At 68.9% G+C, this 25456-nt stretch carries 22 protein-coding genes; 9 read left to right on the top strand and 13 right to left on the bottom strand.

Annotated elements, in window-relative coordinates; all coding sequences use genetic code 11:
• Positions 1-7: 7 nt before the first annotated feature.
• On the top strand, positions 8-517 hold the full coding sequence (locus JAN5088_RS07135) for a TRAP transporter small permease (protein ID WP_055682112.1): 510 nt from the start codon (positions 8-10) through the stop codon (positions 515-517).
• A gap of 3 nt (positions 518-520) precedes the next feature.
• The gene (locus JAN5088_RS07130) at positions 521-1828 is read left to right on the top strand and encodes a TRAP transporter large permease (RefSeq protein ID WP_055682111.1); all 1308 of its coding nucleotides are present in this window, start codon (positions 521-523) and stop codon (positions 1826-1828) included.
• 54 nt (positions 1829-1882) lie between these two features.
• On the opposite strand, the gene katG is transcribed toward JAN5088_RS07130, so the two are convergent.
• Positions 1883-4093: a catalase/peroxidase HPI gene (gene katG, locus JAN5088_RS07125; RefSeq protein ID WP_055682259.1), complete on the bottom strand. Its 2211-nt coding sequence runs from the start codon at positions 4091-4093 to the stop codon at positions 1883-1885.
• Positions 4094-4213: 120 nt separating this feature from the next.
• Between katG and JAN5088_RS07120 the strand changes: the two genes are divergently transcribed.
• The gene (locus JAN5088_RS07120; RefSeq protein WP_055682110.1) at positions 4214-5107 is read left to right on the top strand and encodes a hydrogen peroxide-inducible genes activator; all 894 of its coding nucleotides are present in this window, start codon (positions 4214-4216) and stop codon (positions 5105-5107) included.
• Between the two features lie 6 nt (positions 5108-5113).
• On the opposite strand, the gene JAN5088_RS07115 is transcribed toward JAN5088_RS07120, so the two are convergent.
• From JAN5088_RS07115 to JAN5088_RS07085, 7 genes are read right to left on the bottom strand one after another with little or no spacing between them, the layout of a single operon-like run.
• Positions 5114-5998: an alpha/beta hydrolase gene (locus JAN5088_RS07115; protein ID WP_055682109.1), complete on the bottom strand. Its 885-nt coding sequence runs from the start codon at positions 5996-5998 to the stop codon at positions 5114-5116.
• A complete protein-coding gene (locus JAN5088_RS07110) occupies positions 5995-7611 on the bottom strand; it encodes an ABC transporter ATP-binding protein (RefSeq protein ID WP_055682108.1) in 1617 nt (538 codons plus the stop codon). The genes JAN5088_RS07115 and JAN5088_RS07110 overlap by 4 nt, the downstream gene beginning before the upstream one ends.
• Positions 7612-7625: 14 nt before the next feature.
• A complete protein-coding gene (locus JAN5088_RS07105) occupies positions 7626-8450 on the bottom strand; it encodes an ABC transporter permease (RefSeq protein ID WP_055682107.1) in 825 nt (274 codons plus the stop codon).
• Positions 8451-8461: 11 nt separating this feature from the next.
• Positions 8462-9418, bottom strand: coding sequence for an ABC transporter permease (locus JAN5088_RS07100; RefSeq protein ID WP_055682106.1), 957 nt, complete (start codon positions 9416-9418; stop codon positions 8462-8464).
• Positions 9415-10911, bottom strand: a complete 1497-nt coding sequence (locus JAN5088_RS07095; RefSeq protein WP_177220040.1) for a carnitine 3-dehydrogenase — start codon at positions 10909-10911, stop codon at positions 9415-9417. The genes JAN5088_RS07100 and JAN5088_RS07095 overlap by 4 nt, the downstream gene beginning before the upstream one ends.
• Before the next feature lie 58 nt (positions 10912-10969).
• The gene (locus JAN5088_RS07090; RefSeq protein ID WP_055682105.1) at positions 10970-12520 is read right to left on the bottom strand and encodes an ABC transporter substrate-binding protein; all 1551 of its coding nucleotides are present in this window, start codon (positions 12518-12520) and stop codon (positions 10970-10972) included.
• A gap of 25 nt (positions 12521-12545) precedes the next feature.
• Positions 12546-13439 carry a beta-keto acid cleavage family enzyme gene (locus JAN5088_RS07085; RefSeq protein WP_055682104.1) on the bottom strand — a complete coding sequence of 298 codons (894 nt, stop codon included), beginning with the start codon at positions 13437-13439 and terminating at the stop codon, positions 12546-12548.
• Between the two features lie 82 nt (positions 13440-13521).
• Here JAN5088_RS07085 and JAN5088_RS07080 point away from each other — a divergent pair, with 82 nt between their 5' ends.
• Positions 13522-14505 carry a GlxA family transcriptional regulator gene (locus tag JAN5088_RS07080; RefSeq protein ID WP_055682103.1) on the top strand — a complete coding sequence of 328 codons (984 nt, stop codon included), beginning with the start codon at positions 13522-13524 and terminating at the stop codon, positions 14503-14505.
• A gap of 55 nt (positions 14506-14560) precedes the next feature.
• Here the strand turns inward: JAN5088_RS07080 and JAN5088_RS07075 are convergent, their stop codons facing one another.
• The 5 genes from JAN5088_RS07075 to JAN5088_RS19540 form a co-directional block, all read right to left on the bottom strand.
• On the bottom strand, positions 14561-16750 hold the full coding sequence (locus JAN5088_RS07075; RefSeq protein WP_055682102.1) for a xanthine dehydrogenase family protein molybdopterin-binding subunit: 2190 nt from the start codon (positions 16748-16750) through the stop codon (positions 14561-14563).
• A 3-nt stretch (positions 16751-16753) separates the two neighbouring features.
• Complete coding sequence (locus JAN5088_RS07070) at positions 16754-17716, bottom strand: FAD binding domain-containing protein (protein WP_055682101.1); 963 nt, start codon at positions 17714-17716, stop codon at positions 16754-16756.
• Positions 17713-18240, bottom strand: coding sequence for a 2Fe-2S iron-sulfur cluster-binding protein (locus JAN5088_RS07065; RefSeq protein WP_074962399.1), 528 nt, complete (start codon positions 18238-18240; stop codon positions 17713-17715). The genes JAN5088_RS07070 and JAN5088_RS07065 overlap by 4 nt, the downstream gene beginning before the upstream one ends.
• 64 nt (positions 18241-18304) lie before the next feature.
• Complete coding sequence (locus tag JAN5088_RS07060) at positions 18305-19072, bottom strand: SDR family oxidoreductase (RefSeq protein ID WP_055682099.1); 768 nt, start codon at positions 19070-19072, stop codon at positions 18305-18307.
• Between the two features lie 100 nt (positions 19073-19172).
• Positions 19173-19688: a MarR family winged helix-turn-helix transcriptional regulator gene (locus JAN5088_RS19540; RefSeq protein ID WP_055682098.1), complete on the bottom strand. Its 516-nt coding sequence runs from the start codon at positions 19686-19688 to the stop codon at positions 19173-19175.
• Positions 19689-19899: 211 nt separating this feature from the next.
• On the opposite strand from JAN5088_RS19540, the gene JAN5088_RS07050 reads away from it, so the two are divergent.
• From JAN5088_RS07050 to JAN5088_RS07030, 5 genes are all read left to right on the top strand, one after another.
• Complete coding sequence (locus tag JAN5088_RS07050) at positions 19900-21291, top strand: NAD-dependent succinate-semialdehyde dehydrogenase (RefSeq protein ID WP_055682257.1); 1392 nt, start codon at positions 19900-19902, stop codon at positions 21289-21291.
• Entirely contained in the window at positions 21288-22697 is a 1410-nt protein-coding gene (locus JAN5088_RS07045) for a dihydrolipoyl dehydrogenase (protein ID WP_055682097.1), read from the top strand. The genes JAN5088_RS07050 and JAN5088_RS07045 overlap by 4 nt, the downstream gene beginning before the upstream one ends.
• Positions 22698-22720: 23 nt before the next feature.
• Positions 22721-23347, top strand: a complete 627-nt coding sequence (locus JAN5088_RS07040; protein ID WP_055682096.1) for a glutathione S-transferase family protein — start codon at positions 22721-22723, stop codon at positions 23345-23347.
• Positions 23348-23382: 35 nt separating this feature from the next.
• Positions 23383-24474: an alkene reductase gene (locus tag JAN5088_RS07035; RefSeq protein ID WP_055682095.1), complete on the top strand. Its 1092-nt coding sequence runs from the start codon at positions 23383-23385 to the stop codon at positions 24472-24474.
• A gap of 71 nt (positions 24475-24545) precedes the next feature.
• The gene (locus JAN5088_RS07030) at positions 24546-25196 is read left to right on the top strand and encodes a DUF924 family protein (RefSeq protein WP_055682094.1); all 651 of its coding nucleotides are present in this window, start codon (positions 24546-24548) and stop codon (positions 25194-25196) included.
• The last annotated feature ends 260 nt before the right edge of the window (positions 25197-25456 follow it).

Here is a 25456-nt window from a genome sequence, read left to right as displayed (position 1 = left end):
GCAGGGGATGCTTCGGCGCGGGCTGCACGCGCTCTATACCCTTTGCGGCTATGCGGCGGCGGCTTTCCTTGCCGCCATCGCGGTCGTGACGCTGTGGCAGATCGTGGCGCGGCAGATCGGCATGGCCATCGAGACGACCGAGATCGCGGGCTTCTGCCTCGCGGCCTCGACCTTCCTCGCGCTGGCGCACACCTTCGTCAACGGCGGCCACGTCCGCATCTCGCTCGTCTCGCAGTTCGCCCCGCCGCATCTGCGCCGCGCGGTGGAGATCTGGTGCTGCGCCCTGGCCGCGGGCGTGACCGGCTATGCCGCCTGGCAGATGGTGCTGTTCACGCTGCAAAGCCATGACTTCGGCGACCTCAGCCCCGGCATGGTGGCGATGCCGCTCTGGATCCCGCAATCGGGCGTGGCCTTCGGCCTGGTGGTCCTGACGGTGGCCATCGCGGAGCAAGCGACGCTGGTGATCCGGGGCCAGGCACCGGGCTATGCCACCAACATCGACGGCACGGTGGACTGAGCGGTGGAGACCGTCACCCTCGCCTCGCTGGTCCTGATCGTCCTTCTTCTGGTGCTGCTGGGGTCGGGCGTCTGGATCGCGCTGTCGCTTCTGACGGCGGGCATCGCGGTCTTCGCCTTCTTCGTGCCGCTCGACCCCGGCTCCATCGTGTCGGCGACGATCTGGGACGCCTCCTGGAACTGGGCGCTGACGGCGCTGCCGCTGTTCGTCTGGATGGGCGAGATCCTGATGCGCTCGGGCCTGTCGTCCAGCCTGTTCCGGGGTCTTTCGCCCTGGGTCGCGGGCCTGCCCGGCGGGCTGATGCATGTCAACGTCGTGGGCTGCGGCGTCATGGCGGCGGTCTCGGGCTCGTCGGCCGTCACCTGCGCCACCGTGGGCCGCATGAGCATCCCTGAACTGACCGCGCGCAACTACGACGCGCGCATGATCGTGGGGTCGCTGGCGGGGGCGGGGACCTTCGGTCTGCTGATCCCGCCGTCGATCATCATGATCGTCTACGGCGTCGTCGCGCAGCAGTCGGTCGCGCGCCTGTTCATCGCGGGCATCGTGCCGGGGCTGATGCTGATCGTGCTTTTCTCGGGCTACATCGCGCTCTGGTCGCGGCTGAATCCCGACCGGCGGGGCGACCTGCCGCCGCGGGCCGGTTGGGGCGACCGGCTGCGTGCGTCGCGCGACCTGCTGCCAGTGGTGGGGCTGATCGTGGCCATCATCGGGTCGATCTACGCGGGCCTGGCCACCCCGACCGAAGCAGCTTCCATCGGCATCCTGGGCGCCTTCCTTCTGGCCATGCTGAACGGCACGATGACATGGGCGATGTTCCGCGAAAGCCTGATGTCCGCCACCCGCATCTCCTGCATGATCGCGTTCATCATCGCCTGCGCGGCGGTGCTGTCCGTCGCGGTGGGCTTCGCCGACATCCCCCGCGTGGCGGCCGCCTGGGTCGCCGGGATGGGCCTCTCGGCCACCGGCCTCATCCTCGTCCTGACGGTGTTCTTCCTGATCCTCGGGTGCTTTCTCGAAGGCATCTCGATCCTGGTGCTGTCGAGTTCCGTCGTCCTGCCGATGATCCAGGCCGCGGGCATCGACCCGATCTGGTTCGGCATCTACGCCGTCATCGTCATCGAATGTGCCCAGATCACGCCGCCCGTGGGGTTCAACCTGATCGTGCTGAAATCCATGACCGGCCGCGGCGTGGGCGAGATCGCGCTGGCGACCTTTCCGTTCCTCTGCCTGCTTTTGTTCTCCATCGTGCTGATCGTGGCCTTTCCGCAGATCGTGACCTTCCTGCCCGACCTGATGCTGAACCGCTGACACGGCAAAGGGGCGCGGCCATGATCCGGCCGCGCCCCCGTCATGCCTTCGCCCTCAGTGCAGGTCGAAGCGGTCCAGCTCCATCACCTTGGTCCAGGCGGCGACGAAATCCCGGGCGAACTTCGGGGCCGCATCGTCCTGGGCATAGACCTCCGAGATCGCGCGCAGCTGGGAATTGGACCCGAAGACCAGATCGCAGCGCGTGCCCGTCCATCTCGCCTCGCCCGTCTTCCGGTCGCGGCCTTCGTAGGTGGTGGCGCCTTCACCCATGGGTTTCCACTCGGTCCCCATGTCCAGCAGGTTGACGAAGAAGTCGTTGCTGAGTTGCCCGACCCGATCGGTGAAGACGCCGTGCGGGCTGTCGCCGACGTTGGCGCCCAGCACCCGCAACCCGCCGACCAGCACCGTCATCTCGGGCGCCGAGAGGGTCAGGAGCTGCGCCCGGTCGACCATCAGCTCCTCGGGCGACACCTTGAAGGTTTCCGACTGGAAGTTGCGGAAACCATCGGCCTTCGGTTCCAGCGGCTCGAAGCTTTCGGCATCGGTCTGTTCGGCGCTGGCGTCGGCCCGGCCGGGGGTGAAGGGCACGTCGATGTCGTGCCCGGCCTCGCGCGCGGCGCGTTCCACGGCCGCGGTGCCACCCAGCACGATCAGGTCGGCCAGCGACACGGGCTTGCCGAAATCCGCACGGATGTGTTCCAGCACGTCCAGAACCCGCGACAGGACCTCCGGCTGGTTGACCGGCCAGTCCTTCTGCGGCGCCAGACGCACCCGCGCGCCGTTCGCCCCACCCCGCTTGTCCGACCCCCGGAAGGTCGAAGCGGAGGCCCAGGCCACGCCCACCAGATCGGCGGTGGACAGGCCGCTCGACAGGATGCGCGCCTTCAGGTCGGCCACATCGGCCGCGTCGATCGGGGGGTGATCCGCGGCGGGGATCGGGTCCTGCCAGATCAGATCCTCCTCCGGCACCTCCGGCCCGAGGTATCGGACCTTCGGCCCCATGTCGCGGTGGGTCAGCTTGAACCAGGCACGCGCATAGGCGTCGGCGAAGACGTCCGGGTTCTCGTGATAGTGCTTCGAGATGCGCGCGTAGTCGGGGTCGAGCTTCAGCGCCAGATCCGCCGTGGTCATCATGGGCGCATGGCGGCGGTCCGGGTCGTGTGCATCGGGCACCAGGTCGTCGGTCGCACGGTCCACGGGCCGCCACTGCTTCGCGCCTGCGGGCGAGCGCGTCAGTTCCCATTCGTTGCCCAGCAGCGTGTCGAAATAGGTCATGTCCCAGGTGGTCGGCGTGGGCGTCCAGGCCCCCTCGATGCCGGAGGTGGTGGTATGCGCGCCGTGCCCGGTCTCGAAGGCGTTCTTCCAGCCCAGTCCCATGTCCTCCATGCCGCCGGCCTCCGGCTCCGCGCCCATCAGCGCGGGGTCGCCCGCGCCGTGGCCCTTGCCGAAGGTATGGCCCCCCGCGATCAGCGCGACCGTCTCCTCGTCGTTCATCGCCATGCGCGCGAAGGTATCGCGGATGTCATAGGCCGAGGCGAGGGGATCCGGGTTGCCGTTCGGCCCCTCCGGATTGACGTAGATCAGGCCCATCTGCACGGCCGCGAGCGGGTTCTCCAGGAACCGGCCCTTGCCGTCCTCGCCGGTATCGTAGCGGGCGTCCTTGGTGCCCAGCCACTCGTCCTCGGTGCCCCAGTAGATGTCCTCCTCGGGCTCGTAGATATCCTCCCGCCCGCCGGCGAAGCCGAACATCTTCAGGCCCATGGACTCCTGCGCCACGTTGCCCGCCAGGATGAACAGGTCCGCCCAGCTCAACGCGTTGCCGTACTTGCGCTTGATCGGCCAGAGCAGGCGCCGCGCCTTGTCGAGGTTGCCGTTGTCGGGCCAGGAGTTCAGCGGCGCGAACCGCTGGCTGCCCGACGACGCGCCGCCACGGCCGTCGGCCGTGCGGTAGGTGCCGGCCGAATGCCAGGCCATCCGCACGAAGAAGGGGCCGTAATGGCCGTAATCCGCAGGCCACCAGTCCTGGCTGTCGGTCATCAGCGCGGTCAGGTCGGCCTTGACCGCCGTCAGATCCAGCGTGCGGAAAGCCTCGGCATAGTCGAAATCCGCATCCATCGGGTTCGATGCCGGCGCGTTCTGGTGCAGGATCTTGAGGTTGAGCTGATTGGGCCACCAGTCGCGATTGCCCCGCGCCCTGTTGGTCGCATGCAGGGTGACGCCGTGGATGACGGGGCACTTCCCGCCGCTGCTGTCGCTTCCGTCCATGATGATCTCCTGCATGTCGGGGGTCTTGGCGCCACATTGGGCGCCGGGATGATCCCAGCCTAGCAGATGGCTGCGATTGGTATAAGTTGCATTTCCATATGCGCGCGATAACCTGCGCCTATGAAGAGCCTCACCCTGCGTCAGTTGCGATATTTCGAGGCGCTGCTTCGCCACGGCCATTTCGGACGCGCCGCCGAAGCCTCCGCCATCTCGCAGCCCGCCCTCTCGGTCCAGATCAGGGAGCTTGAGGCCTCGCTCGGCCTGCCCCTGTTCGAGCGGGGGCCGAGGCAGGTGCGCCCCACCGCCTTCGGGCAGGAGTTCGCGCCGCGCGTGCGCGACATCCTGCGGCGCGTCGACGATCTCGGCGACCTCGCCCGCGCCGCGCAGGACGGGCTGACGGGGCGCCTGCGCGTGGGCATTATCCCGACCATCGCGCCCTACCTGCTGCCGCGTCTGGTGCGGGGGCTCGCGCGGGCGCATCCCGCGCTCGACCTCGACATCCGCGAGACGATCACCCCCCGCCTGATCGAGGAGCTGTCGGACGGCTTGCTCGACACCGCCATCGTCGCCCTGCCGGTGTCCGAGCCGTCGCTGGTCGAGACGCCGCTGTTCTCGGAATCCTTCGTTCTGGTCCGCCCCGACAGCGACCGGGGCAAGCCCATGCCGCCCCGCGACCGCCTGCACGAGATGCGCCTGCTGCTGCTGGAGGAAGGACACTGCTTCCGCGATCAGGCGCTGTCGTTCTGCGACATGGCCTCCGCCCGCCCCCGGCACGGGCTGGACGGGTCGACCCTGTCCACGCTGGTGCAGATGGTGGGGGCGGGCATCGGCGTGACGCTGATCCCGGAAATGGCGGTCCCGGTGGAAACCCGGTCGGCGCCGGTGGTGGTGGACCGCTTCCCCGACCCTCAGCCCGCCCGCACCGTGGGCATGATCTGGCGCCGGACGACGCCGCTCGCCGACCGGCTGACCGGATTGTCTGGCGTCATCCGCCAGTCGCTGACCGCGCCCTGACCCGCCTCAGCGCGCCAGCCAGTCGCAGACGGCGGCGAAGCTGTCCGCCGCCCGCTTCGACATGTGTCGCGCCCGCAGGTGGCCGTGCACCAGTTGCGCGTCGTTTCGCAGGGTCGACGTGATACCCGCGTCGCGGAGCGCATCGTTCCACATCGTCCCCTCGTCGCGCAGCGGGTCCACGTCGGCGGTGACGATCAACATGGGCGGCAGGCCGGTCAGGTCGCGGGCCAGCAGGGGCCGTGCTTCCGGGTCGGTGCTGTCGGCGGGGGCATGGACGCCCTTGTAGGCCATCAGGTCCTCGCGCCGCAGCAGGGGCGCCTCGGCGTTCAGATCGAAGGAGGGCGCGGTCATGTCGCTGCCAAGGCCCGGATAGATCAGCACGGCGCCGTCGGGCATCCGGCTTCCCAGACGTCGCATCCGCAGGCAGAGCGCCGCCGTCAGGTTACCCCCCGCGCTGTCGCCGCAGGCGAGCCGCGGCCCCTCCCCGTCGAGCGCCCGCCAGACGGCGGTCACGTCGTCGAGCGCGGCGGGATGGACGTGTTCGGGCGCCAGCCGATAGTCCACCGACACCACCCGCCGCCCCGTGGCCGCGCAAATCTCGGCGCAGACGTCGTCGTGGCTGTCGAGGCCGCCCACCACGAAGCCGCCGCCATGGCTGAACAGGACGGTCCCCGCCACGGGGTCGCTCCGCTCGTAGATGCGGCAGGGCACGCCGCCCAGCGTGCGGTCGGCGGCGGTGACGCCCGCGGGGTGGGGCCGGTGGAAGACCGCGCACATCGCGTCATAGTTGCGCCGGTTCTCGGCCGCGCTCGCCTGGTTGCTGTCGCCGGGATAGCTTTCCTCGGTCCGGCGGATGAAGGCCAGAACTTCCGGGTCGGTCACGCGGCTCATGCCCGCATCTCCCCGCGCCGACGGGTCAGCCAGTCGGGGTCCATCTCCGGCACCGACGACAGCAGCAGGTCGGTATAGGCCGCGTGCGGCGGCGCGAACATCTCGGCCTTCGGCCCCTGCTCGACGACATGCCCGTTCTGCATCACGACCACATGGTCCGCGATGGCGCGCACCGTGGCGATGTCGTGGGTGATGAACATGTAGGAGAGGCCGTGTTCGACCTGCAGCCGCTTCAGCAGCCGCAGGATGCCGTCCGCGACGATCTGGTCGAGCGCCGACGTCACCTCGTCGCAGATGATGACGTCAGGCCGGGCGGCCAGCGCGCGCAGGATGCCCACGCGCTGCTTCTGCCCGCCCGAAAGCTCCCCCGGGTAGCGGTCGATGAACTCGTCGGGGTCGAGCTCCACATCCTCCAGCAACTGCCGGATGTCGCGGTCGAGGTCGCGCCCCCGCAGCCCGCGATAGAACCGCGCCGGGCGGCCCACGATCTCGCGCAGGGTCTGACGCGGGTTCAGGGCGGTGTCGGCCATCTGATAGATCATCTGGACCCGGCGCAGCTGTTCGCGCGACCGGTCGGCCAGCCGCGGGGGCAGCACCTCGCCCCCGAGCCGGATCTCGCCTCCATCCGGCGGCAGAAGGCCGGTGATGACGCGCGCGGCGGTGGATTTGCCCGATCCGCTCTCTCCCACCACCGCAAGCGTCCGGCCCGGGTGGATGTCGAAGGTGACGTCCTGCAGGACGGCCGGCCCGGTGCGATAGGAGGCGGTGACATGGGACACCGACAGCACCGGCTTCTCGTCCGGCGCGGGTGCCGGGGCGGGATCGGCCCGGAACTCCCGCACGGCCCAGAGCGAGCGGGTGTAGTCCTCGCGCGGGGCGGCGAGCATCTCGCGCGTCGGGGCCTCCTCCACTTCCTCGCCGTGGCGTATGACCTTGATGCGGTCGGCCATCTGCGCGACCACCGCAAGGTCGTGGGTGATGTAGATGGCCGCCGTGTCGAACTCGGCCACGATGTCGCGGATCGCGCCCAGCACCTCGATCTGCGTGGTCACGTCGAGCGCGGTCGTCGGCTCGTCGAAGACGATGAGATCGGGACGGCTCGCCATCGCCATCGCCGTCATCGCGCGCTGCAACTGCCCGCCCGAGACCTGGTGGGGATAGCGAAAGCCGATCCGGTCGGGGTCGGGCAGCCGCATCTTGGCGTAAAGCTCGCGCGCGTCGGCCTCGGCCTGCGCCTTCGACATGACGCCGTGGATGACCGGGCCTTCGGAATACTGGTCGATCAGCCGGTGCGCGGGGTTGAAGCTCGCCGCCGCCGACTGCGCGACATAGGCGATGCGGTTGCCGCGCAGCCGGCGCCGCTCGCGGGGCGAGAGCTTTAGGAGGTCGCGCCCGTCGAAGGTGACGGAGCCGCCGGCGAACCGCGTGCCGTCGCGCACGTATCCCATCGCCGCAAGGCCCAGCGTCGACTTGCCGGCCCCCGACTCCCCGATCAGCCCCAGCACCTCGCCGCGCTTCAGGTCGAGGTCGACCCCCTTCAGGATCGGCACCCATCCCCGCTCGGCGCGCCCCTCCAGCCTCAGGTCCCGGATGCTCAGCAGCGTGTCGGCCATGGCGGCGCCTCCCTTCACGATTTCAGGCCGGATGCGCGGTGCAGCATCCAGTCCACGACGAAGTTCACCGCGATCGTCAGCAGCGCGATGGCCGCCGCCGGCAGCAGGGGCACCATGTCTCCGAAGGTGATGAGCGCCGCATTGTCGCGCACCATCGCCCCGAGGTCCGCCGTGGGGGGCTGGATGCCCAGCCCCAGGAACGACAGCGCAGAGATGGCGAGGAAGACGAAGCAGAACCGCAACCCGAACTCGGCGATCAGGGGCGAGGTGATGTTGGGCAGGATCTCGCGCCGGATGATCCAGCCCGTGCCCTCGCCCCGCAGGCGCGCGGCCTCGACGAAATCCATGACCGAGACGTTCATCGCCGTGGCTCGCGTCAGGCGGAACACGCGCGTCGCCTCAAGCACCGCGATGATGGCGATCATCTGCGCGATGCCCGTGCCCGTGATCGTCAGCAAAAGCAGCGCGAACAGGATCGCCGGAATGGCCATCAGCACGTCCACCAGCCGCGACAGGACCTGGTCGATCCAGCCCCCCAGCGTCGCCGCGAGAAGCCCGAGGACCGAGCCGAGCGCGAAGGACAGGAGCGTCGTCAGCAGCGCGATGGTGACGGAATTACGGATGCCGTAGATCATCCGCGACAGCATGTCCCGCCCCAGGTTGTCCGTCCCGAGGACGTAGTCGCCGCCCCAGGGCTCGAACTCCAGCCCGACGATCTCGGTCTGGCCGTGGGGCGCGATCCAGGGCGCCAGGATCACCACGAGGGCATAGAGCGCGATGACCGTCATGCCGAACAGCGCGGTCGGCGGGGCGGATGACAGAAGTCGGAGCGTTCGCATCGTCGTCCCCCTCATTTGCGGTGCAGAAGCTGCGGGTTGGTCGCGATCGACAGGACGTCCGCCAGCAGGTTCAGCAGGATGTAGATGCCCGCGAAGACCAGGCAGCAGCCCTGCACCACGGTGATGTCGCGCTTGGCCACGCTGTCCACCATGAGCTGGCCCAGCCCCGGATAGACGAAGACCACCTCGACGATGACCACCCCGGTGATGAGGTAGGCGAGGTTCAGCGCCACGACGTTGATGATGGGCGCCAGCGCGTTGGGCAGCGCGTGCCGCAGGATCACGCGGGCGGGGCCCACACCCTTCAGGCGGGCCATCTCGATATAGGGCTGCGCCATCAGGTTGATGATCGACGCGCGCGTCATCCGCATCATGTGCGCCGTCACCACCAGCACCAGCGTCATCGCGGGAAGGAACGTGCGATAGAGCATGTCGCCCAGCGACGGGTCGCGCCCGAAGTCGGCGATCGACGGAAAGACCGGCGTGTTGATCGAAAGCAGCAGGATCAGGATGTAGGCCACGAAATACTCGGGAAAGCTGATCGAGCTCAGCGTGGCGACGTTGACGATGCGGTCGAAGATCGAATTGCGGTAGAGTGCGGCCAGGATGCCCAGCGTCACCGCCAGCGGCACCGAGATGGCGGCAGCATAGCCCGCGAGGAACAGCGTCTTGCCGAAGCGGTCCACGATCATCGACCCGATGTCGCGCCCCGTGGCCAGCGAATTGCCCAGATCGCCCGTCAGCACGCCGCCCAGCCAATGCACGTACCGGATGGGCGCGGCCTGATCGAGGCCCAGTTCCGCGCGGAAGGCCGCCACCGTCTCGGGCGTGGCCGACTGGCCCAGAACCTCCTGCGCGATGTCGCCGGGCAGAAGCTCGACCGCCATGAAGATGACGAGCGAGACCAGCACCAGCGACAGAAGGCCCAGGGCAAGGCGCCCCAGGATCATGCGGACGATGGGACTCATCCGCGGGCCTCCGCGGCGGCGGGCGCGCGGGCGATGGCGCGGATCGCGCCGCCCGCGCCATCGGGCAGGGGCTCGGCCGAATGGCGGGCGGCGAGGGCCGCGATCCGGTCGGAAAGCGGCGCGTCGAAGGGGCTCGCGCGGCCGGCCGCGGTGTCCACGTGCATCAGCATGTGCTCGCCCGTGGCCACCACCCGCTCCCCGTCGAGGATGCGGTGGAACAGCCGCAGGCGCTTCGCGTCCGCGCCCAGCACCAGCGTCTCGACCGCCAGCCGCGCGTCGCCGGCCACCTCGTCCAGATGGCGGATGTGGGTCTCGACGGTATAGACCGACCGGCCCGCGGCGCGATATCCGGCATCCATGCCCACATGCGCCAGGAAGGCGTCGGTCGCGTCGCCCATCACCTGAAGATAGCGGTGCTCCGTCATGTGGCCGTTGTAGTCGAGCCAACTTTGCGGAACCGTCACCTCATGCAGGCGCAGGGGCGTGGTGTCGGCCCGGGGGGCATCGTCCACGACTCCGCGCAGGGTCTCGGACATCTCGGCCACGGACTGCCCCGCGCCCCAGTCGTTCTCGCGCAGCACGCGCAGGAACCCCACCAGGTTGTCGTCGCGGATGCGTTCCAGCGTCCGCAGGTCGTGCAGGCCCGACTGTTCGTCCGACTGGCGCCCGATCTCGGCGGCCAGCTCGGGCGTCAGCTCGGGCACGTCCATCAGCTTGGTCCAGGGCCATTTCAGCGCCGGGCCGAACTGCTCGATGAAGTGGGTCATTCCCGCCTCGCCGCCGGCGATGCGATAGGTCTCGAACAGACCCATCTGCGCCCACCGCAGGCCGAAGCCATAGCGGATCGCGTCGTCGATCTCGGCGGTCGTCGCGATGCCGTCGTTGACGAGCCACAGCCCCTCGCGCCAGACGGCCTCCAGCAGCCGGTCGGCGATATGGGCGTCGATCTCGGCGCGGACCTTCAGGCCCTTCATGCCGACGCGGGCAAGCACGCGCTCCGCATCCTCCAGGATGCCGTCGTCGTTGGCGGGCCCCGCGACCAGTTCCACCAGCGGCAGCAGGTAGACGGGGTTGAACGGATGGGCCACGAAGACGCGCGCGGGCTTCGCGATGCCCGCGTGCAGGTCCGACGGCTTGAAGCCCGACGTCGACGACCCGATCAGCGCATGGGCGGGCGCGGCCCCGGCGATGGCCGACAGGACGGCGTGCTTGATCTCCAGCGTCTCGGGCACGCTCTCCTGCACCCAGTCGGCGCCCGCGACCGCCGCCTCCAGCCCGTCGTGGAACGTCAGCGTTCCGCGCGGCGGCAGGGGCTGGTCGAACAGGCGGTGCCAGGCGCGCTCGGCTCCGGCGATCACGTCGCCGATGATGCGTCGGGCGTCCGGATGGGGGTCGAAGACCGCGACGTCATGCCCGCTCAGCAGGAACCGCGCGATCCAGCCGCCGCCGATCACTCCGCCGCCGACCGCGGCCATCTTCAGGCGTTCCGTCATGTCGTCTCCCTCAGGTTCGCTACGTCGCGGGGCCGGATATCCGGCCCCCTTGGCGGGATCAGGCGGCCCACCACCGCTCGACGCATTTCCAGCCGTCGAGAAAGCGGTTCGGCGCCACCTTGCCATGCGCCACCTTGTCGTTGGCGCCGTCGATGAAGTTGCCGAACATCGGGATGATCTCGCCCGAATCGTCGCGGACGATGCGCTGCATCTCGGCGTACATCTCGGCCCGCTTGCCCTGGTCCAGTTCGGCCCGCGCCTGCAACAGCAGCTCGTTGAACCGCTCGTTGGTCCAGCGGCTCTCGTTCCACTCCGCGCCGGCGGCATAGACCATGGTGAACATCCAGTCCGCCGTGGGCCGCCCGTTCCAGTAGCTCTGGCAGAACGGCTTCTTCAGCCAGACGTTCGACCAGTAGCCGTCCTCCGGCTCGCGGCGCACGTCGATCTCGATGCCCGCGGCGGCGGCGTGTTCCTTGAACAGGATCGCCATGTCGACGCCGCCCGAATGGGGCGCGTTCGACGTGTGCAGCGTGACCTTCAGGTTCTCCTGCCCCGCCTCCTTCAGGTAGTGCCGCGCCCGGTCGGGGTCATAGACCCGCTGCTCCAGATCCGGGTCGTGAAAGCGGTAGGCGGGGCCGATGGGCTGGTCGTTGCCCACGGCGCCGTGGCCGCGCAGCACCTTCTCGACCAGTTCCTCGCGGTTGATCGCATGCTTCAGCGCCATGCGGACGTTGTTGTCGTCGAAGGGCGCGGTGTCGCACATCATCGGCATGGGAAAATGCGACGACGACACCGTCTCGATCAGCTGGATGCCGGGCCGCCGGGACAGCAGGTGGACGGTCTTCGTGTCCACGCCGTTGATCGCATCCACCTCGCCCGTGACCAGCGCGTTCTGACGCGCGGTGGGGTCGTTGATGGTGCGAAGCTCCACATCCTCGAACCAGGCACGGTCCGCCTTCCAGTAGTCGTCGCGCCGCCGCAGGTTCAGCCGCACGCCGGGTTCGTGATCCTCCAGGACATAGCCGCCGGTGCCCACGGGGTTGGCCCAGTCGATCGTTCCGTCGCCCTGGTCGGGCTGGATGACGAGGTGATAGTCGGCCGCGACGAAGGGGAAGTCCGCGTTGGGACCGGTCAGTTCGAAGACCACCGTCCCGTCGCCGTCGGCGCGCATCTCGGCGATCTGCTTGAGCAGGTCCTTCGCACCCGATTTCGTCTCCTCGCCCCGGTGATGGTTGTAGGAGGCGATGACGTCCGCCGCCCGCAGCTTCTGCCCGTTGGAGAAGACCGCATCGGGCCGCAGCGTCGCGGTCCAGGTCTTCGCATCCGCCGAAGGCTCGAAGCTCTGGGCGAGTTCGGGGATCGCCTGACCTTCCTCGTCGATCTCCATCAAATTGTTGCAGATGGCCAGCATCGCGGTCACGACGGGCCCCGCGGCGAAGGTCGCGGGGTCGAGCGTGTCCGACGTGGCGCCCCCCGAATGACCGATCCGCAGGCTGCCGCCCACCTTCGGCGTGCTCTCCTGCGCGCGCAGGGTTCCCGGCAGGCCGATCAGCGCGGCCCCCGCGGTTCCGGTGGCAAGGAAGCTTCGTCTGTTGAGTTCAAAGGCCATTGGTCTCTCTCCTTCAATGTCACGGTCAGGCAGGGCGGCGCAGGTTCAGCATCTCGCGCACCTCGGCCGGGCCCTGCAGGGTCACGTTCATCGCCGACAGGATGGTGGCCGCCCGTTCCACCAGATCGCCGTTCGACGCCTTGATGCCCTTCTCCAGCCAGATGTTGTCCTCCAGCCCCACGCGCACGTTGCCGCCGGCCAGAACGGCCTGCGCCACGTATGGCAATTGCATGCGCCCGATCGAGAACATCGAATAGGTCCAGCCGGCGGGAATGTTGTTGACCATCGCCATCAGCGAATTGGGGTCGTTCGACGCGCCGAAGGGGATGCCCATGCAAAGCTGGATCAGCACCGGGTCGTCGATCAGCCCCTCTTCGACCAGGGTGCGCGCCAGCCACAGGTGGCCCAGGTCGAAGACCTCGATCTCGGGCTTCACGCCGGCGTCGCGGATGCGTCGCGCCATGGCCCGCAGGGTGCCCGGCGTGTTGGTCATGACGTAGTCGGCCTCGGCGAAGTTCATCGTTCCGCAATCGAGGGTGCAGATCTCGGGGCGAAGCTCCTCGACATGGACCAGCCGCTCGGTCGCGCCCACGAGGTCGGTGCCGTCAACGTTCAGCGGCAGCGGCGCTTCGGGCGAGCCCAGGACGATGTCGCCGCCCATTCCCGCCGTCAGGTTCAGGATGACGTCGGTGCCGCTTTCGCGCACCCGCTCCACCACCTCGCGATACAGCGCCGGGTCGCGCGACGGCGCGCCGGTCCCCGGGTCGCGGACGTGGCAGTGGGCGATGGCCGCGCCGGCCTCCGCCGCCTCGATGCAGGCGCGGGCGATCTCGGCCGGGGTCACGGGAACCTTGTCGCTTTTCGTGTGGCTCTGGCCGGACCCGGTCACGGCACAGGTGATGAAAGCCGATGTTCTCATGACGACGCAGCTCCGCGATTTGGTTTGATGTCGTTCACGATAGGGGGCTGGATGCGATCACATCTTGCGTTATGCGTCATCCATGGGACGAATCCCGCCAACTTCGCCGTTCACCGCCGCCTTCCTGCTGTTCGACGGCTTTTCCAACATGGTCCTGTCGCACGCGATGGAGCCGCTGCGCGCCGCGGCGGCCATCGCGGGGACGGACGCCTTCGACTGGTGGACCTGCACGCTCGACGGGGGTGTGGCGACCTCGTCCTCCGGGCTGCGGGTGGCGGTGGACGGGGCGCTGGCCGACCTGCCGGACCGCACCGACCTGCTGGCGATCGTGGCGGGATACGACTTCGACGCCCTCGCCGGCCCCGACCTTCTGGCGCAGTTGCGTCAGGTCAGCGGGCGCGTCGCGCGGATCATGGGCTGCGACACCGGCGCCTGGGTGCTGGCCGAGGCGGGGATGCTCTCGGGCCGCCGCGCCACGATCCATTGGCACGAGACGGACCGCTTCGCCGAGACCTTCCCCGACATCGACGTCCTGACCCGCGACTTCGTGGTCGAGGGCGACCACATCACCACCGGATCGGCCGAGGGCACGCTGGCGGTCATGCTGGAACTCGTCGCCGCGCGCACCGACGCCCACGTCCAGCAGGAGGTCGAGCGCCTGTTCGGCCCCTGGCGCACCGACGAGACCTCCATGGGCCTTCTTCTGCCCGCGCGCCTCCGCACGGTGCTGCGCCACATCGACGTCAAGATCGAGGATCGCCTGACCGTCGCCGGCCTCGCCCGCGACCACGGCCTGTCGCGCCGCGCGCTGGAGCGGATGTTCCACGACGGCCTCGGCACCTCGCCCGCGGCCTATGTCCGGTGGCAGCGGCTGCTGCGCGCCGACCGGCTGGCCCGCGACAGCCAGCTTTCGGTGCAGGAGATCGCGGTCCGCTGCGGCTTTTCCAGCGCGCCGGTGCTGGGCCGCGCCTTCCGTCAGGCCTTCGGCACCTCGATCCGCGCCCGCCGCGCCGGGGCACGGCCCGATGACGGTGCCGCCCAAAGCACGGATCCGGCGGGGAAATAACCCCCGCCGGAATTGCATATCAGGCTATGTTTCGCATGCGAAACATCGGCCCGGATCAGTCCTCCAGCCCCGCCATCACCTTGTCGAGCGTCGCGGGCAGGTCGCGCACCCGCACCCCGGTCGCCTGGTGGATGGCGTTGACGATGGCCGCCGCCGCGCCGCAGATGCCCAGCTCCCCGATGCCCTTGGCCTGCATCGGGTTGGTCCAGGGGTCGCGCTCCTCCATCAGAAGCTCGACGGTGATCTGCGGCACGTCGGCGTTCACCGGGATGTGGTATTCGGCCAGGTCCCGGTTGACGACATGGCCGTCGCGCGCGTCGTGCATCAACTCCTCGGTCAGCGCCATGCCGATGCCGAACGTCATGCCGCCCAGGCACTGCGACCGCGCCGTCTTGGCGTTCAGGATGCGCCCGGCGGCAAAGGTGCCGTGCATCCGCCGCACACGCGTCTCGCCGGTCACGGAATTGACCGCGACCTCGGCGAAATAGGCGCCCCAGGTCGCCTGCCGCACGGCCTTGGAGGTCTTGCCGGGTTCGATGTGGCCCAACGCCTCGACAGGCCCGTCGATCACGTCGCCGAGGGGCGTCGAACGGTTGTCGGCGATGGCCTGTCCGTCCTTCAGCGTCAGGTCCGTCTCGGCCACGCCCATGGCTTCGGCCAGGCGCTCGCGCACGCCCTGGCAGGCCAGAAAGACGGCGGAGCCGGAGGAGGAGGCCCCGACCGATCCGCCCGACCCCGAGCCCGGCGGCAGGTCGGTATCGCCCAGCCGCACCTCGACCCGTTCGGGCGGCAGACCCAGCATCTCGGCCGCGATCTGCGTCAGGATGGCATAGCTGCCGGTGCCGATGTCGGTCATGTCCGTCTCGACCAGGGCGGTCCCGTCCGGGTTCAGCGTGACGCGGGCCTTGGCTTCGGCCAGGTTGTTGACGCGCACGGCGCTCGCCATGCCCTGACCGATCATCCACTCGCCCTCGCGCCGGCTGCCGGGGGCAGGGCGGCTGTCGTCCCAGCCGAAGGCCGCCGCGCCCGCGTCCAGCGCCTGCGCCAGCATGTTCGACGAGAAGGGGATGTCCTTGGTCGGGTCGCGGTCGGGGATATTGCGGCGGCGCAGTTCCACCGGGTCGATGCCCGCCGCATGGGCCAGTTCGTCCATGGCGATCTCGAACACGGTGATGCCCACCGCCTCGCCCGGCGCGCGCACAGATCCGGCGCAGGTCCGGCTGACGCGGGCGACGTGGTGGCCGATGACACGGTTCTCGCCCCGATAGGTGAACGGTGTGGCCTGCGTCACCGGCTCCGAATACGACTCGTCGGGCAGGTTCGACACCCAGGCGTCGTGGCCGATGCCGGTCAGGCGACCTTCGGCATCGGCGGCGAGGCGCACGCGCTGGCGGGTTTCGGAGCGGCGCATCGTCGCCTCGAACACCTGCTGGCGGCTGAGCGCCACGCCGACGGGGCGCCCCGTCTCCTGCGCGGCGATCGCGGCGGCCACGGCTTCGGGTGCCACGCCCAGCTTCGACCCGAAGCCCCCGCCGACATAGGGCGACAGGATGCGGAGGTTTTTCGGGTCGATCCCGAGCGAATCCGCCAGCTCGTTGCGGTTGAACTTGAGCATCTGCAGCGACCCGCGCAGCGTCAGGCGATCGCCGTCCCACTCGGCGATGGCCGCATGGGGCTCCATCGGGGCGGAGCTGTGGGCGGGAGTGGTATACATCCGGTCGACGGTGACGGCGGCGTCGCGCATGGCGGCGTCCAGATCGCCCTGGCTCGACTGCTTCTTGTCGGGCGAGTCGTAGTCCTGCGGCGCGACCGGCGCACGCTCGGCGTCCGCGATCTCGACCCCGACCGACAGGGCGGCGGCGCGCGCCGTCTCGAAGGTGCGCGCCACGACCAGCGCGATGGGCTGGCCCACGTAGAACACCTCCCGCGGGCCCTGCACCGGCGCCTCGTTCGCGGTGCCCTGCGCGGGGTTCCGCAGCAGGCGGTCGTCGGTCACGACGGTCTCGACGCCATCCATCGCGCGGGCGGCGGCATCGTCCAGCGATACGACCCGACCGATGCGGGGCGCGCGTACGAAGACGCCGTGGAGCATCCCCTCGGGCTGAACCTCATGGGCATAGGGCGCGCGGCCGGAGACCTTGAGCGGGCCGTCGGGCCGGTCCATCGCGGTGGACAGCACCCCCTGCGCCATATCGTCGAGGCGGTTGCGGCGGTCGGCGTCGTCCATCCGGGTGTGGATCGTCATGGCTCAGCCCTCCGTCGTCAGGTCGGTCAGCACCGCGCGCAGGGTGCGGCGCAGCAGCGGGATCTTGAAGTCGTTGCCGCCATGGCCTTCCGCGTCGCGCAACAGGATGTCGGCGGCGGCGTCGAAGGTCTCGGCCGTGGGCTCTCGCCCGGCCAGGGCGGTTTCCACCTCCGGGTCGCGCCAGGGGCGGGGGGCCACGCCGCCGAAGGCCAGCGCGGCCTGGGCGATGCGGCCGTCCTCCATGGCGACGATCCCGGCGACGGAGACCAGCGCGAAGGCATAGGACGCCCGGTCGCGCACCTTGCGATAGGTCTGCCGCCCCGGCGGCGGCGGGGGCAGGGTGACGGCAGTGATGAGTTCGCCCGGTTCGAGCTCCGTCTCGATGTCGGGCCGGTCTCCGGGCAACAGGTAGAAGCGCGACAGGGGCACGGTGCGGGCGCCGTCGCGCCCCTCGATCTCGACCGAGGCATCCAGCGCCTGCATGGCCACGGCCATGTCGCTCGGGTGCGTGGCGATGCAGTGCTCGGACCCGCCGAGGATGGCGTGGAGCCGCGTGGCACCCCCCATCGCCGCGCAGCCCGATCCCGGATCGCGCTTGTTGCAGGGCGAGGAGACGTCCTGGAAATAATAGCACCGCGTCCGTTGCAGCAGGTTCCCCCCGGTCGTCGCCATGTTGCGGAGTTGCCCGCTCGCCCCCGAGAGTAGCGCGCGCGACAGCACGGGCCAGTCGCGGCGCACGCGGGCATCGGCGGCCAGGTCGGAATTGCTGACCAGCGCACCGATCCGCAGCCCGCCCTGGTGTTCCTCGATGGTCTTCAGGTCCAGGCGGTTGATGTCGGTCAGCCGGTCCGGCGTCTCGACCCCCAGCTTCATCAGGTCGAGAAGGTTCGTGCCGCCCGCGATGATACGCCCGGCGTCGATCGCCTGCGTCACCTCGGTCGCGCGATCGTAGTCGAAGGGGGTCATTCCGCGGCCTCCCTTTGGTCCGCGGTCCGGTCCGCGGCATCCTTGATAGCGTCGACGATGTTCGGATAGGCGGCGCAGCGGCAGAGATTGCCCGACATCCGCTCCGCGATTTCCGCGTCGGTCAGCGACGCGTCGCCGGTCAGGTCGTCGGTGACGACGCTGGGCCAGCCCTGCGCCACCTCGTCCAGCATGGCGGTGGCGGAACAGATCTGCCCCGGCGTGCAATAGCCGCACTGGTATCCGTCGTGGCGCACGAAGGCGTCCTGCAACGGCAACAGATCGCCGGGTTCGCCCAGGCCCTCGATGGTCGTGATCTCGACCCCGTCCATCATGCAGGCCAGCGTCAGGCAACTGTTGATGCGCCGGCCGTCCGCGATGACGGTGCAGGCACCGCATTGACCGTGGTCGCAGCCCTTCTTCGTGCCGGTCAGTCCGAGGTGGTTGCGCAGCGCGTCCAGAAGCGTCGTGCGCGGATCGGCGTCGACGTCATGGGTCGCGCCGTTGATCGTCAGCGTCGTTCGCATCGCAGGCCCTTTTTCGCAGAGGTGTCCGGGGCGAACACGCGCGGGCGGGGCGGGGTTCCGACCGTCAGAGCGAAGCGGTGATGCCCCCGTCGACATAGACGACCGTGCCGTTGACGAAGCTCGACGCCTCCGACGACAGGAAGATGCAGGCACCCACCAGTTCCTCGACGCGGCCCCAGCGGCCGGCGGGAGTGCGGTTGGCGAGCCAGTCGCTGAACTTCGGATCCTCGACCAGCGCCTTGTTGAGCGGCGTGTCGAAGTAACCCGGCGCCAGCCCGTTGCACTGCAACCCGTGGCGCGCCCAATCGGTCGCCATGCCCTTGGTCAGGTTCGCCACCGCTCCCTTGGTCGCGGTGTAGGGCGCGATGCCGGGGCGGGCCAGCGCCGTCTGGACCGAGCAGATGTTGACGATCTTGCCCGCCCCCCGCGCGATCATGTGCCGCGCGACCGCCTGACCCACGTGGAAGACCGAGGCGATGTTGGTCTGAAGCAGCTTCTCGAAGGCGTCGGCGGGGAAGTCCTCCAGCGGGGTGCGGTGCTGCATGCCCGCGTTGTTCACCAGGATGTCGATGGGGCCGGTGTCGCGTTCGAACCCGTCAATGGCGGCGCGCGCGGCCTCGTGGTCGGTGACGTCGAAGGGCAGGGTGGCGACCTTTGCGCCTGCCTCGCGCAGGGTGGCCGCGGCCGCCTCCAGCCGGTCCGCGCCGCGGCCGTTCAGCACCAGCGAGGCCCCCGCCTCGGCCATCCCGCGCGCGAGGGCGAGGCCGATGCCCTGCGACGATCCGGTGACGAGGGCGCGCTTTCCGGTCAGGTCGAACAGGCTTGTGGACATGGCGTGCGGCTCCGTTGACAGGTCGGATCCACCCCTAGCGGGCGTCGCCCGCGAAATCCATCGCCAAGCGAACCGGCCACGCGGGCCGGGCCGCGGAGGATCAGGATGCCGGTCGGGCGGACCGCCGACAGCCGTCGGGCGTTCGACCGTCCGGTGATTTTACGGCGACCGATGCCGTCATGACCTGAACGAACTGCTGCAACATGTCCCGCAGGTCTTCGAGTTCGCCCCGGTCCATCGCCAGGCTTTCGACCATCTGATGCGGCACGTCGGCGGCCATCGTCCGGAGTGTATCTCCCCGGTCGGTCAGCGATACCAGCACCCGGCGTTCGTCGGCCGGATCTCGGGTGCGTTCGACGAGACCTGCGATCGCCAGTCGCTTGACGAGGGGGGTGAGCGTCCCGCTGTCCAGGTGCAGCTTCGCGCCGAGACCGCCCATGCTCTGCGGGGAGCTTTCCCAAAGCACCAGCATGACGAGATACTGCGGGTAGGTCAGATCGAGCGGCGCCAGAACCTGTCGGTAGAGGCGGGTCAGAAGGTTGGATGCCGCGTAAAGCGGAAAGCAGAGCTGCCGGTCCAGCGCGAGATCGGTCGCCGCATGTTCCTTCGTCGTCACTTGACGGCCCCTTCGGTTGTCCGCGCCCTGCCGGCCGAAGCCGGGATGATGCTCCGGCGCGGATCGGCATGCACTTGCGCCGCCCGGAACGAGCGTCCGGCATCATGTCTTCGATAAGCATCGCGCACAAGATGATTGTTCGCAAGGAACACCGATCCCGAAGACCGCGTTGTCCCCGCTGAACATCCTTTCGGACAGTGCGGAGATATCCATGACCAGCCAGATCACCACGATCAACCCGGCGACGGAGGAAACTCTGGAGACTTACACCCTCATGACAAACGACGAGGCGCGAGACGCCGTGCAGGCGTGTCACGAGGCGTTTCTCGACTGGCGGCAGCGCCCGGCCGAAGAGCGGGCCGGGATCATCCGCGCCATCGGCAAGGAACTGGCGAACAGCAAGGAGGAGTTCGCCCAGCTCATGACCCGCGAGGTCGGCAAGCTGATCGGCGACAGCCGCGACGAGATCGACCTCTGCACCCAGATCTGCGAGTTCACCGCCGATAACGGACCCAAGGCGCTGGCCGAGGAGGAGCGCGAGATCCCCGGCGGCAAAGGCGTCGTCCATTACGCGCCCCTGGGCGTCATCTACGGCATCCAGCCATGGAATTTCCCCTGCTACCAGGTCGTGCGCTATGCCATCGCCAACCTGATGGCCGGCAACGGGATCCTTCTCAAGCATGCCGAGAACTGCACCGGGTCGGGCCTGTTCCTGCGCGATCTGATGGAGCGCGCGGGCCTGCCAGCGAACCTGTTCACCGTCCTCATCATCGACCACGACCAGTCCGATCTGATCATCGAGAACGATCTGGTGCGCGGCGTGACCCTGACGGGCAGCGATACCGCCGGCCGGACCGTGGGTCAGAAGGCGGCGGAGCAGCTGAAGAAGACCGTGCTCGAACTGGGGTCAAACGACGCCTACATCGTCCTCGACGACGCGGACCTCGACGTCGCCGTCGATGCCTGCGTGGCTGCGCGGATCTACAACAACGGCCAGACCTGCGTGAACGGCAAGCGCTTTATCGTCACGGCGAAGAACCACGACGCCTTCGTCGAGCGCTATGCCGAGAAGATGAAGGCCATCGGGATGGGCGATCCGACGGACGATGCAACCGGCCTCGGCCCGATGGCGCGCGACGATCTGCGCGACAAGCTGGCGGCGCAGGTGGACGAAAGCGTCGAGAAGGGCGCGCGGGCCGTGGTCGGGGGCGAGGTGCCCGACCGCAAGGGCGCCTACTATCCCGCGACCGTGCTGGTCGATGTGAAGCCCGGCCAGCCCGCCTATGACGACGAGCTCTTCGGCCCCGTCGCCTCGATCATCCGGGCCGAGGACGACGCGGACGCCATGCGCATCGCCAACGACAGCCGCTACGGCCTCGGCGGCGGGATCTTCTGCCGCGACGAGGACCATGCCCGCAAGCTGGCGGCGGAGCAGTTCGATACGGGCATGATCTCGCTCAACGGGTTCAACATCGCCATCCCGAACATGCCGTTCGGCGGTGTGAAGAACTCGGGCTACGGGCGGGAGCATGGTGGCTTCGGCATGAAGGAGTTCGTGAACGTCAAGTCGATCTACATCATGGAAAACGGATCGAAGTCGTGACGCATCACGACGCCGACGTCGCGGTGATCGGGGCCGGGACCGCCGGCATCGCCGCGGAACGCAGCGCGCGCGGGGCGGGCGCGCGCACCCTTCTGATCGACGAGGCGTTTCGTGGCACGCTCTGTGCCACGACAGGGTGCATGCCGTCCAAGCTCCTCATCGCGGCGGCGGGTGCCGCGCATGATGCGCGCGGAGCGGATGTGTTCGGCATATCGGTGTCGGATGTCGCGGTCGACGGGCGCGCCGTCATGGCCCGCGTCCGGCAGGAGCGCGACAAGTTCGCGAAATCGACGCGGGATTCCTTCGACGACCTGCCCGACGGCACCTGCATCATGGCCCGCGCGCGGTTCACGGCGCGGACGGAGCTCGCTCTCGACAACGGCGACACGGTGAGCGCGCGGGCGATCGTGATCGCCACCGGCTCCCATGCGAGCGTGCCGGAGCCGTTCGAGGGGCTCGGCGATCTCGCCCTCACCAACGAGAGCGTGTTCGAACTGGAGGACCTTCCGGGATCGCTTGCGGTGGTCGGCGGCGGCGCGATCGGGCTGGAACTGGCGCAGGCCATGGCACGGCTGGGGGTCGACACGGCGCTGTTCGACCAGTCCGAGACCCTGGGCGGCGCGCAGGATCCCGACGTGCAGGCGGTGCTGGCGAAGATCGTCGGAGGCGAGCTGTCGCTCCACCTGGGCGTCGACGTTTCGGCCGAACCGGCGGACGGTCGCGTCCGGTTGTCGTGGTCCGGCGCATCCGGAGGAGAGCGTCTTTTCGACCGCGTTCTCGTCGCCACGGGCCGTCCGCCGAATGTCGATGGCCTCGGCCTCGATGCGGCCGGGCTGGAGCTCGACGACCACGGCGTGCCCGTCTTCGACCGCACCACGATGCGATGCGGCGACGCGCCCGTCTTCATCGCCGGCGACGCGAACGCGGATGTGCCCGTCCTTCACGAGGCATCGAGCGAAGGCGCCGTGGCGGGGCGCAACGCGGCGCGGTATCCCGCGGTCGACGCGCCCGAGCGCATGCCGCCCTTCACCCTGACCTTCACCGATCCGCCGCTCGCCATCCTCGGCGAGGGACCGACCGACGGGACGATCGTCGGCGGCGCTTCCTATGCCGAGCAGGGCCGCGCCAAGGTCGAGGCGCGCGCGCAGGGGCTCGTGCGCCTTTACGGGGCGGCACCCGACGGGCGCCTGACGGGGGCCGAGCTGTTCTGCCCCGGCGCCGATCACATGGCGCATCTGCTGATCCGTGCCATCCAGCGCGGCGATACCGCGAGCGACCTTCTGGAGATGCCGTTCTACCATCCGACCCTGGAGGAAGGGCTGAAACCCGCGCTGCGCGAGATCTGCAAAAAGACCCCGTCCGGGCTGCCGACGGGCCGCGACCTGTCGGATGCGCCCGGCGCCTGATCTTACCATACGAAGGAAACATCATGCTGAAACTGCATTGTCTCGCCTATTCCCGCGCGATCCGGGTGGAGTGGCTTCTTCAGGAACTGGACACCCCTCACGAGCTTGTCCTTTATGACCGGACCGAAGAGTTCGGTGCGCCCGACAGCCTGAAGGCCGTTCATCCCCTCGGCAAATCGCCGGTGATCGAGGACGATGGCATGGTCCTCGCGGAATCCTCGGCCATCCTGCGCTATGTCCACGCCACCCATGGCGACGGCCGGTTCGAGCCCGAACCCGGAACACGGGCTTTCTTCGAACATGGCGAATGGCTCGATTACGTCGAAAGCTCGGCCGCGCTGCCGATCCTGTCGGCGGTGTTCGACAGGATGGCGGGCAAGGACGAGGCGCCGGAAGACCCGAGGATGAAGGCGCAGCTTGCCGCCAATCTGGACTACATCGAAGGACGGCTGTCCGACCGCGACTTCCTGATGGGCGAGGCCCCGATGCTCGCCGACATCCAGATGTCCTACATGCTCGCCCTTCTCGGCCTGACGGGGCACCTGCAGGAGCGCCCCGTCCTCGCCGCCTACTGGGACCGCATCAAGGCGCAGCCGGGATTTCGCGCCGCCGTCGCCCGGACCGGCCCGATGACCCCTCCCGCCAGCTGATCGACACCGACATCACGGAACGAAGGAACACATTCATGACCGACACCGCAATCCTGTTCGAGCCGCTGCGCGCAGGCGACCTCGTGCTCCCCAACCGGGTCCTGATGGCGCCCCTGACGCGCAACCGCTCGGAAGCCGACGGCACGCCGAAGGCCATGGCCGAGACCTATTACGCCCAACGGGCCAGCGCCGGCCTCATCATCAGCGAAGCCACGCAGATCAGCGAGATGGGCAAGGGTTACATCGACACCCCCGGCATCCATACGCAGAAACAGGCCGACGCATGGGCCCGGATCGTGGATGCGGTTCATGCAGCCGGTGGGCGCATCGTCCTGCAGCTCTGGCACGTGGGTCGGATCAGCCATGTGTCGCTTCTGCCCGAAGGGGCGCAACCGGTCTCCTCCAGTGCCGTGCGTGCGAACGCGCAGACCTTCACCGCGAACGGATTCGAGGATTGCTCGGAGCCGGTGGCCCTGGACAAGGACGGGATCGCGCGGACGATCGACGACTACGGCACGGCCGCGCGCTTCGCGAAGGCGGCGGGATTCGACGGCGTCGAAGTGCATGCCGCGAACGGCTATCTGCTGGATCAGTTCCTTCAGGACGGCGTCAACAGGCGCGACGACGACTATGGCGGCGCCATCGAAAACCGGATGCGTCTGCTGTCGGAGGTGCTGGACCGGGTCTCCGAGGTCTTCGACCCTGCGCGCATCGGGGTCCGCCTCTCGCCCCTGGGCGAGGCCAACGACATGTCGGACAGCGATCCGGAGGCCCTCTTTGCCGGGGTGATCGACATGCTGTCCGCCCGGAAGCTGGCCTATCTGCACCTCGTGGAGGGGTTCTCGGGCGTCGACGACACGTCGGAGGAGGACCGCGCGATGCTGCGGCGCCTGCGCGCCCGCCATGACGGCATCTACATCGGCAACGGCGGCTACGACGCCACGGCGGCGGCCGGGGCCATCGAGGCGGGTCAGGCGGATGCCATCTCCTTCGGACGCCCGTTCATCGCCAACCCCGACCTGCCGGAACGCTTCCGCCGCGGCGCTGCCTTGAACGAACAGGACAAGGACACGTTCTATGGCGGCGGTGAGGAAGGCTACATCGACTATCCCTTCCTCGACCGGTGACGGTCGCGGCGGTGGCACGAGCCGCGGGTCCAGCCGGCAATCCGAAATGACCGTTTCCGGGAAGGCAGAACATGACCCGAAGATCCGATGACCCGGCCTGGCGGACGGTTCTGGAATTCTGGTTCCCCGAGGGCCGTTCGCTCCGGATCGATGCGGACGCCCATCGGGAGCACTGGTTCTGGCGGATGCGCGGCGGCGCTCACGACGCCATCACGAAGCGGTTCTCGGGCGTGACGGCGGATGCGGCCGCGGGCGATCTGGATGCCTGGGTATCCGATCCCGATGGCAGGCTCGCCCTCGTCATCCTGCTCGACCAGTTCTCGCGGTCGGTCTGGCAGGGAAGCGCGCGTGCCTTCGCACAGGACCCCGCGGCGCTGGGGATCGCGATGGAGGGGCTGACGAACGGCCACTACGCCGCGCTCCCCACGCCGTGGTTCAAGGTCGTTCTCGGGCTGCCCCTCGGACATTGCGAAGGACCCGATCACCTCGACCGCGTCGACTTGCTGATCGCCCTGCGCGAGGAGATCGCGGCGGACGCCCCGGAGCATCTGCAACCGATCTACCGGTCGCTCGTCCGGCAGGCCCGCGACGTGAGACAGGTGATCGCCGCGTTCGGTCGCCACCCTCACCGCAACCGGATCCTCGGCCGCCCCTCGACGCCGGAGGAGGCTGCCTATCTCGAAGAAGGCGACTTCCCCCATCGAAGGGCCTTTGAAAACTGAAAGCCGGATCTGCGTCCGCCTGCAGCGTTCGCAACTTCCACCAGACGGGCCGCGGCCTGCACGACCGGGAGGGTCCGGAGGTTGTGCTGCCTGTTGACTTTTCGATTGAGGATTGCACCTCCCGTTCAGGCCGCCCACATAAGGCGGAAGACGACCGGAACGGTGACTACGCCGATGCCGCGCAACGACGAGGGCGCTCGACGGGATCGGCCGGCGAACATCTCCCAAGGGTGCGATCACGACGGGGCAGGTCCTCGCCC

Source organism: Jannaschia rubra, from assembly GCF_001403735.1.
Lineage (GTDB): Bacteria > Pseudomonadota > Alphaproteobacteria > Rhodobacterales > Rhodobacteraceae > Jannaschia > Jannaschia rubra.
Note: the sequence above shows the minus strand (reverse complement) of the source record. Positions and strands in the feature narration are given on the sequence as shown.

What these genes read in the sequence shown, in the direction of transcription:
- JAN5088_RS07135 (WP_055682112.1), top strand. Translation starts at nt 8, where the DNA reads ATGCTTCGGCGCGGGCTGCACGCGCTCTATACCCTTTGCGGCTATGCG.
- katG (WP_055682259.1), bottom strand. Translation starts at nt 4,093, where the DNA reads ATGGACGGAAGCGACAGCAGCGGCGGGAAGTGCCCCGTCATCCACGGC.
- JAN5088_RS07120 (WP_055682110.1), top strand. Translation starts at nt 4,214, where the DNA reads ATGAAGAGCCTCACCCTGCGTCAGTTGCGATATTTCGAGGCGCTGCTT.
- JAN5088_RS07115 (WP_055682109.1), bottom strand. Translation starts at nt 5,998, where the DNA reads ATGAGCCGCGTGACCGACCCGGAAGTTCTGGCCTTCATCCGCCGGACC.
- JAN5088_RS07110 (WP_055682108.1), bottom strand. Translation starts at nt 7,611, where the DNA reads ATGGCCGACACGCTGCTGAGCATCCGGGACCTGAGGCTGGAGGGGCGC.
- JAN5088_RS07105 (WP_055682107.1), bottom strand. Translation starts at nt 8,450, where the DNA reads ATGCGAACGCTCCGACTTCTGTCATCCGCCCCGCCGACCGCGCTGTTC.
- JAN5088_RS07100 (WP_055682106.1), bottom strand. Translation starts at nt 9,418, where the DNA reads ATGAGTCCCATCGTCCGCATGATCCTGGGGCGCCTTGCCCTGGGCCTT.
- JAN5088_RS07095 (WP_177220040.1), bottom strand. Translation starts at nt 10,911, where the DNA reads ATGACGGAACGCCTGAAGATGGCCGCGGTCGGCGGCGGAGTGATCGGC.
- JAN5088_RS07090 (WP_055682105.1), bottom strand. Translation starts at nt 12,520, where the DNA reads ATGGCCTTTGAACTCAACAGACGAAGCTTCCTTGCCACCGGAACCGCG.
- JAN5088_RS07085 (WP_055682104.1), bottom strand. Translation starts at nt 13,439, where the DNA reads ATGAGAACATCGGCTTTCATCACCTGTGCCGTGACCGGGTCCGGCCAG.
- JAN5088_RS07080 (WP_055682103.1), top strand. Translation starts at nt 13,522, where the DNA reads ATGGGACGAATCCCGCCAACTTCGCCGTTCACCGCCGCCTTCCTGCTG.
- JAN5088_RS07075 (WP_055682102.1), bottom strand. Translation starts at nt 16,750, where the DNA reads ATGACGATCCACACCCGGATGGACGACGCCGACCGCCGCAACCGCCTC.
- JAN5088_RS07070 (WP_055682101.1), bottom strand. Translation starts at nt 17,716, where the DNA reads ATGACCCCCTTCGACTACGATCGCGCGACCGAGGTGACGCAGGCGATC.
- JAN5088_RS07065 (WP_074962399.1), bottom strand. Translation starts at nt 18,240, where the DNA reads ATGCGAACGACGCTGACGATCAACGGCGCGACCCATGACGTCGACGCC.
- JAN5088_RS07060 (WP_055682099.1), bottom strand. Translation starts at nt 19,072, where the DNA reads ATGTCCACAAGCCTGTTCGACCTGACCGGAAAGCGCGCCCTCGTCACC.
- JAN5088_RS07050 (WP_055682257.1), top strand. Translation starts at nt 19,900, where the DNA reads ATGACCAGCCAGATCACCACGATCAACCCGGCGACGGAGGAAACTCTG.
- JAN5088_RS07040 (WP_055682096.1), top strand. Translation starts at nt 22,721, where the DNA reads ATGCTGAAACTGCATTGTCTCGCCTATTCCCGCGCGATCCGGGTGGAG.
- JAN5088_RS07035 (WP_055682095.1), top strand. Translation starts at nt 23,383, where the DNA reads ATGACCGACACCGCAATCCTGTTCGAGCCGCTGCGCGCAGGCGACCTC.
- JAN5088_RS07030 (WP_055682094.1), top strand. Translation starts at nt 24,546, where the DNA reads ATGACCCGAAGATCCGATGACCCGGCCTGGCGGACGGTTCTGGAATTC.